General features: G+C 39.2%; 6 protein-coding genes and 2 rRNA genes. 3 read left to right on the forward strand and 5 right to left on the reverse strand.

Going from position 1 to position 8,257, the window contains the following annotated elements; genetic code table 11:
* Positions 1-82: 82 nt before the first annotated feature.
* From AC4CVH_RS11035 to AC4CVH_RS11045, 3 genes are read right to left on the reverse strand one after another with little or no spacing between them, the layout of a single operon-like run.
* Positions 83-766 carry a dTMP kinase gene (locus AC4CVH_RS11035; protein ID WP_490787814.1) on the reverse strand — a complete coding sequence of 228 codons (684 nt, stop codon included), beginning with the start codon at positions 764-766 and terminating at the stop codon, positions 83-85.
* A gap of 18 nt (positions 767-784) precedes the next feature.
* The gene (locus AC4CVH_RS11040; RefSeq protein WP_490787815.1) at positions 785-2,215 is read right to left on the reverse strand and encodes an aminotransferase class I/II-fold pyridoxal phosphate-dependent enzyme; all 1,431 of its coding nucleotides are present in this window, start codon (positions 2,213-2,215) and stop codon (positions 785-787) included.
* Positions 2,194-2,406 carry a sigma factor G inhibitor Gin gene (locus AC4CVH_RS11045; RefSeq protein WP_490787816.1) on the reverse strand — a complete coding sequence of 71 codons (213 nt, stop codon included), beginning with the start codon at positions 2,404-2,406 and terminating at the stop codon, positions 2,194-2,196. The genes AC4CVH_RS11040 and AC4CVH_RS11045 overlap by 22 nt, the downstream gene beginning before the upstream one ends.
* Before the next feature lie 271 nt (positions 2,407-2,677).
* Here AC4CVH_RS11045 and AC4CVH_RS11050 point away from each other — a divergent pair, with 271 nt between their 5' ends.
* The 3 genes from AC4CVH_RS11050 to AC4CVH_RS11060 are packed head-to-tail and all read left to right on the forward strand — an operon-like array spanning position 2,678 to position 5,335.
* On the forward strand, positions 2,678-3,619 hold the full coding sequence (locus AC4CVH_RS11050; RefSeq protein ID WP_490787817.1) for a magnesium transporter CorA family protein: 942 nt from the start codon (positions 2,678-2,680) through the stop codon (positions 3,617-3,619).
* Positions 3,620-3,633: 14 nt separating this feature from the next.
* A complete protein-coding gene (locus AC4CVH_RS11055) occupies positions 3,634-4,575 on the forward strand; it encodes a S66 peptidase family protein (RefSeq protein WP_490787818.1) in 942 nt (313 codons plus the stop codon).
* A 37-nt stretch (positions 4,576-4,612) separates the two neighbouring features.
* Positions 4,613-5,335, forward strand: a complete 723-nt coding sequence (locus AC4CVH_RS11060) for an NAD-dependent protein deacylase (protein ID WP_490787819.1) — start codon at positions 4,613-4,615, stop codon at positions 5,333-5,335.
* A gap of 42 nt (positions 5,336-5,377) precedes the next feature.
* Here the strand turns inward: AC4CVH_RS11060 and rrf are convergent.
* Together rrf and AC4CVH_RS11070 are read right to left on the reverse strand one after the other, a co-directional pair.
* Positions 5,378-5,494: ribosomal RNA gene (rrf, locus tag AC4CVH_RS11065) — 5S ribosomal RNA — on the reverse strand.
* A gap of 62 nt (positions 5,495-5,556) precedes the next feature.
* Positions 5,557-8,257: ribosomal RNA gene (locus AC4CVH_RS11070) — 23S ribosomal RNA — on the reverse strand; the annotation flags it as partial.

The following is an 8,257-nucleotide window of genomic DNA, read 5'->3' on the forward strand; positions in this document are numbered from 1 at the left end:
GATAAAGGTGTTAAAAATCCACTGAAAATTTTTACAAAACTATGTTAATGTAATTCTAACATAAACTCAATGTTTTAAGATACTATTTTATGTATTTTTGAACCATTTTATATATGTTGTCATGAATCTTTTCTACATTTGCAATCTTTCCATTCTCAATACATTTTACTCTGTTCCATCCATATTTTTCAGCTATATATATGGAATTCTTGTAACATTTCATCAGATATTCACAGTTGTTTTCATGAATATCCTTTTCTTTCTTTCCTGTAAATTTATTCAATCTTTTTTCCATAAGTTTTGCACTATATTTGGGGGGCATATCTAAAAACAAAACACAATCAGGTTTAGGCAATCCATACAAATCATATTCCAAATTGCAAAGCCAGTCTAAAAATTTATCTCTTTCATCTACATTGTCTATTTTTGATGCCTGGTGAACCATATTCGATGTAGTATATCTATCCGCAATTACAATACCTCCCTGGCTGTAAAAATGCTGCCATTCCATCTTGTAAGATGCAAAGCGGTCCACTGCATAAAACGTTGAAGCCGCATATGCATTTACATCTTCAGGGTTCTTTCCAAAATTTCCATTTAAATACATCTTTATAATTTCAGATGACCCGCTTTTATAATTTGGGAATTCAACCTTTTTAACCTTATAATTATCCTTTAAAAGCCTTTCAAACAATAATCTGGACTGTGTAGCTTTTCCACTTCCGTCAGATCCACTTTCTATTACAATTAGCCTGCCATTCATCAACAAATCTCCTCCCAAATACTAATAACAACTCAATACCTTGATTTTTCCATCATGTAAACCAATCAACTCTACTCCAACACTTATATAATACTCCAATACCGAAACCACATCCAAATCTATAAGTTCTCCCGGATATATAACAGGTACTCCCGGTGGATATGGTACTATACTGCTGGCACAAATTTTTCCGACAGCCTTATCCAAATCCATAACCTCATGTTTTTCAAGCAGAACCTTCCACGGCACAACCTTCATTTCAGGTATTTTACAATACATATACTTCACAATTTCCTGATTTTTACTGTGCATAGGATATCCTTTTAAAACCTGATACAATTTTTCAAAATCCTCCCTGAAATTAAAGGGCGACAAAATCATAACAAGGTTTTTTCCGTCATTCATTTCTATCTGTATTCCATTCTTTCTAAGATATTCGCTGAGCTTGGATGCTCTATATCCTCTCTCCAAATTCAAAACATATCTCGTAGTATCAATATTCCATGCATCATCTACATTTTCTATGAAAGCTTTATCCATTATTCTCAAGCCCTCTATAGAATTTATCTTCTTTCTATATGTATCTGCTAGGGAAACAAGTCTTTCATAATCCTCCCTTCCACTTTTCTCAAGATAAAACCGCGCATAATCCATTGAACACAATGCCAGATAGGAAGGGCTTGTACTTAAAAATATATTAAAATAAAAATCCGCCCTTTCAATATCCTCTTCATTATTGACATGAAGATACGCTGTCTGTGTAAAACTTGGAAGAGTCTTATGGGCACTAGTAACCACCATATCTGCTCCTAATTTAACAGCACTTTCGGGAAGACAGGGTGAAACTCCAAAATGAGCTCCATGTGCTGAATCTACAAGCACCTTCATATTATATTTTTTACACGTGTTTACGATAAACTCCAAATTACTGCAAATCCCATAATAATTTGGATATGTAACTATTACAGCCCTGGCATCCCGATTATGTTCAACAATCTTTAAAAAATGCTCCAGGTTTAATCCACTTGGAGCACTTAATTTCTTATTGAATGTATTTTCTACATATACAGGTACAAGTTTTCTCATTATTATTGAATTCATTATAGACTTGTGGCAATTTCTCTCTACAATAACTTTGTCTCCTTCGTTCAAGCTTGCAAATATCATTACCATATTTCCAGAAGTACTTCCATTTACCAGAAAATAAGACTTACTGCTATGATAAAAATTTGAGAGTTTTTTGCTTGCTTCAAGTATTATTCCATGCTGATCATGTAAATTGTCAACTCCATCTACTTCAGTTATATCAAACTTTCCTATATTGTTTAAAAATTTTTTTCCAATCGCATATTTTAAAAATCCCCTGCCATTTTTATGTCCGGGCATGCAAAACGATATATTATTCTCTTTGATATAATTTAAAACCCCTTCTAAAAGCGGTAATTCTGACAACTTAATTCCTCTCCTCTTATTATTAAAGGCACTATTGATTTTCTAAGACACCTTGCATAATATTTATAAAAATCCGTATTGACATCCATGTTCATAAGCTTTTGTTCGCAGCATTTACACATTCCTCTATTATATATCATTATACCATCACTTAACACTTTTCCACATATAATACAATGTATTTTGTTCATATTATCCCCCTAATAATTAATTCTTAAATTGCTTTATTAGAATTATTGACTCCAACATAGATAATTATTCAACTTTACTGCATTTTCTATAAAGTACAATAACATTTAATCCATAGGGTTACTTTCTATTTTAATAATATTTCCATCATCTTTTCAAATATGAGCATATAACATAATAATTATATAATGTCGTATTCACAAATACATCACATAGGCTATAATATAATTATGACAAATTAGACTTTGAATATCATTCATAGGAGGAGATTACATGATTTCAATTTATAAAACCACAGATGAATCAGGTACTCTTAAAGCTTTGGATACAATAGAACATGGGTGCTGGATAAACATTGTAGCTCCTTCTGAAGAGGACTTGTTACTTACCTCCAAAGAATCCGGCGTTTCTATCGAGTTTTTAAAGGCTGCACTTGATGAAGAAGAAACATCTCGTATAGACATAGAAGACAATACTCTTCTCGTTATAGTGGATATACCATTTACTGAAATGGAAGACAATTCCCTGACGTATGATTCCTATCCTCTGGGTATAATTCATACTGAATCCACTATAATAACTATATGCTTAAAAAACAGTAAAATATTAATAGACTTTATAGACAAAAAAGTAAAATCCTTTTACACTTTTAAACGTTCCAGATTCATACTTCAAATATTATATAGAATATCAAGCTATTATCTATTATACCTTAGGCAAATAGATAAAAAGAGCGTAATGATAGAACAAAAATTACAAAAGTCCATGAGGAACAAGGAATTCATACAGCTGCTTTCTCTTGAAAAATCACTTGTCTATTTTTCTACATCACTTAAAGCAAATGAAATAACCTTGGAAAAAATGCTTAAGCTTGAACTTCTAAAAAAATACCCGGAAGATCAAGACATACTTGAAGATGTAATAATTGAAAATAAACAGGCAATAGAAATGACAAACATATACAACAACATACTTACAGGTACAATGGATGCTTTTGGTTCCGTTATATCAAATAACCTAAACATTGTAATGAAGCTTTTGGCCTCCATAACAATAGTTTTATCAATTCCCAATATAATATTTGGATCTTTTGGAATGAATGTACTTGGAATTCCATTTGCCAAAAATCTAAATGGTTTCTGGATAATATATGCAATTACTGCCATCATATGCGTAATTTCCATTATATTTCTCAAGAAAAAAGATTTATTTTAAGGTTGGTGATTATTTTGCTAGGAAAAAGACTTCAAAAGGGAGATACAATAGGTCTTATATCTCCAGCTGGTCCTATAAAAAAAGAAGATATTTATGAAAGCACAACTATTTTAAAAAAGCTTGGCTTCAATATAAAAAAGGGCAGACACATATATGACAAGTGGGGTTACCTTGCAGGAAAAGACAAAGACCGTGCATACGATTTAATGGACATGTTCTGCGACAAAACTGTGGACATGATATTATGTACTCGAGGTGGATACGGCACCATGCGAATTCTGCCTTTTATAAATTTTAACCTAATAAAGCAAAATCCAAAAATATTTGCGGGTTTTAGTGATATAACTGCATTATTGAATACTATATATTTAAAATGCAACATAACAACATTCCATGCTCCTATGTGCAATTCAAATCTAAACGACAAAGTAACCATTGAAAATTTTCTGAGAATATTGACTTCAGGATACAATCCCCTAAAAATAAAAAACACTCCTCCGAATCCAAAATTCAAAGGTTATTTTTCAGATTCATCATACTTCAATGGCAACCGTGCGAAAGGAACTCTTGTAGGCGGAAACCTGTCGCTGATCTCAGGTACTATAGGCACCCCCTATGAAATTGACACAAAAGATAAAATACTGTTTCTCGAAGATGTCAACGAAGAACCATACAAAATAGATAAAATGCTTACCCAAATGGCACTATGTGGAAAACTTGAGGAATGCAACGGCATAATACTTGGCCATTTTACAAGTTGCAGCCTTCCAAACTACGAGAGAAGTCTAACCCTCGAAGAAGTACTAAATGATAGAATAATAAGCCTCGGAAAACCTACTATTGTAAATTTTCAATGTGGCCATTCATATCCAAGACTAACCATTCCAATTGGTACACAAGTAGAAATAGACTGTCCAAATAGCACTGTAAATATACTTGAACCAATGGTAAAATAGTCATTATGCTGTAATAATTAATTAAAGAGGTGTTTTTATGTCATATGAAAATTTAAAATCCATTACAGACGCAAGTAACAATATAGTATTTTTTGGCGGTGCCGGCGTTTCAACAGAATCAAACATACCTGACTTCAGGTCGGAAACAGGCTTATATAAAACAAAGGATAATTTTTCCTATCCGCCTGAAGTAATGCTTAGCCACAGCTTCTTTGCATCTCACACAGAAGATTTTTTTGACTTTTACAAAGCAAAGATGATATATAAAAATGCAAAACCGAATGACGCCCATCATGCTCTTTCTGAACTTGAAAAGCGCGGAAAACTGAAAGCCATCGTGACTCAAAATATAGATGGCCTGCACCAAATGGCTGGATCTAAAAATGTACTTGAACTTCATGGATCAATCCACAGAAATTATTGTACAAAGTGCCATAAGTCATTTGATCTTGATTATATACTGAACAGCAAGGGCATACCAAAGTGTGACAAGTGCGGAGGCATTGTAAAACCTGATGTAGTGTTATACGAAGAAGGGCTTAATATGGACGTAATCAACAAGTCTGTAAACTACATTAAAAATGCGGATTTATTGATTGTTGGAGGAACTTCTCTTGTTGTATATCCGGCAGCCGGACTTATAGATTATTTCAAAGGCAAACATCTCGCTCTTATAAACAAGTCTTCAACTCAATACGATAATAGAGCAGATATTATAATACACGACAGCATAGGTAAAGTTTTAAAAAGTATACTGTAAAATAAAAAGGTAGATAATTTTATATTATCTACCTTTAACCTTACCTGGCGGTTACCTATCCTCCCACAAGGCCTCCCCTGCAGTACTTTCGGCACTATGAAGCTTAACCTGCCTGTTCGGAATGGGAAAGGGTGTTGCCTTCACGTCATTGCCGCCAGATTATGTAGTTTTCAAGGGATCATTCTATTCCCTGAAAATTGCACAGCAGTATCATAATTTATTTGGTCAAGCCCTCGACCTATTAGTATCAGTCAGCTTAACATGTCACCATGCTTACACCTCTGACCTATCAACCTCGTGTTCTTCAAGGGGTCTTACCAGCTTACGCTGTGGGAAATCTAATCTTGAGGTGGGCTTCACACTTAGATGCTTTCAGCGTTTATCCCTTCCCGACATAGCTACCCAGCTGTGCTCCTGGCGGAGCAACTGGTGCACCAGAGGTCAGTCCATCCCGGTCCTCTCGTACTAAGGACAGCTCCTCTCAAATTTCCTGCGCCCGCGACGGATAGGGACCGAACTGTCTCACGACGTTCTGAACCCAGCTCGCGTGCCGCTTTAATGGGCGAACAGCCCAACCCTTGGGACCTACTTCAGCCCCAGGATGCGACGAGCCGACATCGAGGTGCCAAACCTCCCCGTCGATGTGGACTCTTGGGGGAGATCAGCCTGTTATCCCCGAGGTAGCTTTTATCCGTTGAGCGATGGCCCTCCCACGAGGTACCACCGGATCACTAAGCCCGACTTTCGTCCCTGCTCCACCTGTATGTGTCGCAGTCAGGCTCCCTTATGCCTTTGCGCTCTTCGAAGGATTTCCGACCCTTCTGAGGGAACCTTTGGGCGCCTCCGTTACTCTTTTGGAGGCGACCGCCCCAGTCAAACTGCCTGCCTAACAATGTCCCGTGACCAGGTGATGGCCGCCGGTTAGAATTCCAGTACTGTCAGGGTGGTATCCCAAGGATGGCTCCGCCAAGGCTAGCGCCCTGGTTTCCATGCCTCCCACCTATCCTGTACAGACAATACCGAAACTCAATGCTAAACTGCAGTAAAGCTCTACGGGGTCTTTCCGTCCAATCGCGGGTAGCAAGCATCTTCACTTGCACTACAATTTCGCCGGATTTGTTGTCGAGACAGTGCTCAAATCATTACGCCATTCGTGCGGGTCGGAACTTACCCGACAAGGAATTTCGCTACCTTAGGACCGTTATAGTTACGGCCGCCGTTTACTGGGGCTTAAGTTCATACCTTCGCCTTGCGGCTTAGTATTCCCCTTAACCTTCCAGCACCGGGCAGGCGTCAGCCCCTATACTTCAGCTTTCGCTTTAGCAGAGACCTGTGTTTTTGATAAACAGTTGCTTGAGCCTATTCTCTGCGGCCCCTTTCGGGGCACTCCTTATCCCTAAGTTACGGAGTTAATTTGCCTAGTTCCTTAACAACAATTCTTCCGATGGTCTTAGGATTCTCTCCTCACCTACCTGTGTCGGTTTGCGGTACGGGCGCAGCCCTGCTCCATAGAGACTTTTCTTGGCAGCGTGAAATCGGATACTTCTCCAAAATTGGATCCCTGTAACACCCCAGCATTGATAGAGCGGATTTTCCAGCTCTACCTGCCTCAGTGCTTAGACACACATCCAACAGTGTGCACATCCTATCCTTCTGCGTCATCCCATCTGTCAAACGCATGACTGCGGTATCGGAATATCAACCGATTGTCCATCGCCTACGCCTTTCGGCCTCGGCTTAGGTCCCGACTAACCCTGGGCGGACGAACCTTCCCCAGGAAACCTTAGGTCTTCGACCAATAAGATTCTCACTTATTTCTCGCTACTTATGCCAGCATACTCTCTCCTGTACAGTCCACAACTCCTTCCGGTGCTGCTTCAATCCGTACAGGATGCTCCTCTACCACCCTTTCGGGTCCATAGCTTCGGTGGTAAGTTTTAGCCCCGGACATTTTCGGCGCAGGACCTCTTGACTAGTGAGCTGTTACGCACTCTTTAAATGAGTGGCTGCTTCTGAGCCAACATCCTAGTTGTCTTAGAAATCCCACATCCTTTTCCACTTAACTTACACTTTGGGACCTTAGCTGATGATCTGGGCTGTTTCCCTTTTGACTACGGACCTTATCATTCGCAGTCTGACTGCCGTGATTCAAGTATATGGCATTCGGAGTTTGATAGGGTTCGGTAACTGTTGTCAGCCCCTATCCCATTCAGTGCTCTACCTCCACTACTCATTCACGACGCTAGCCCTAAAGCTATTTCGAGGAGAACCAGCTATCTCCGAGTTCGATTGGAATTTCTCCGCTATCCACAGCTCATCCCATGGTTTTTCAACACCAACGTGGTTCGGTCCTCCACGGAATTTTACTTCCGCTTCAACCTGGCCATGGATAGGTCACTCGGTTTCGGGTCTACAGCATGCAACTTCCCGCCCTATTAAGACTCGGTTTCCCTCCGGCTCCGCACCTTAAGTGCTTAACCTTGCTGCATACCGTAACTCGCTGGCTCGTTCTACAAAAAGCACATCGTCGCACGTTAAAGTGCTTCGATCGGTTGTGGACACACGGTTTCAGGTTCTATTTCACTCCCCTTCCGGGGTTCTTTTCACCTTTCCCTCACGGTACTGCTTCACTATCGGTCACCAGGTAGTATTTAGCCTTAGGAGGTGGTCCTCCCTCATTCCCACAAGGTTTCTCGTGTCTCGTGGTACTCTGGTACGGACTCGGATTTTTCGGCTTTCGCCTACAGGGCTTTTACCTTCTTTGGCGGAGCCTTCCAGCTCTCTTCAACTTTCCTATTATCCGGTTATGTCCGCCCGAACCCCAGGAACAAGTTCCTGGTTTGGGCTCTTTCCCTTTCGCTCGCCGCTACTTAGAAAATCGATTTTTCTTTCTCTTCCTCCGGGTACTTAGATGTTTCAGTT

The sequence above is a fragment of the Clostridium pabulibutyricum genome (genome assembly GCF_058242705.1).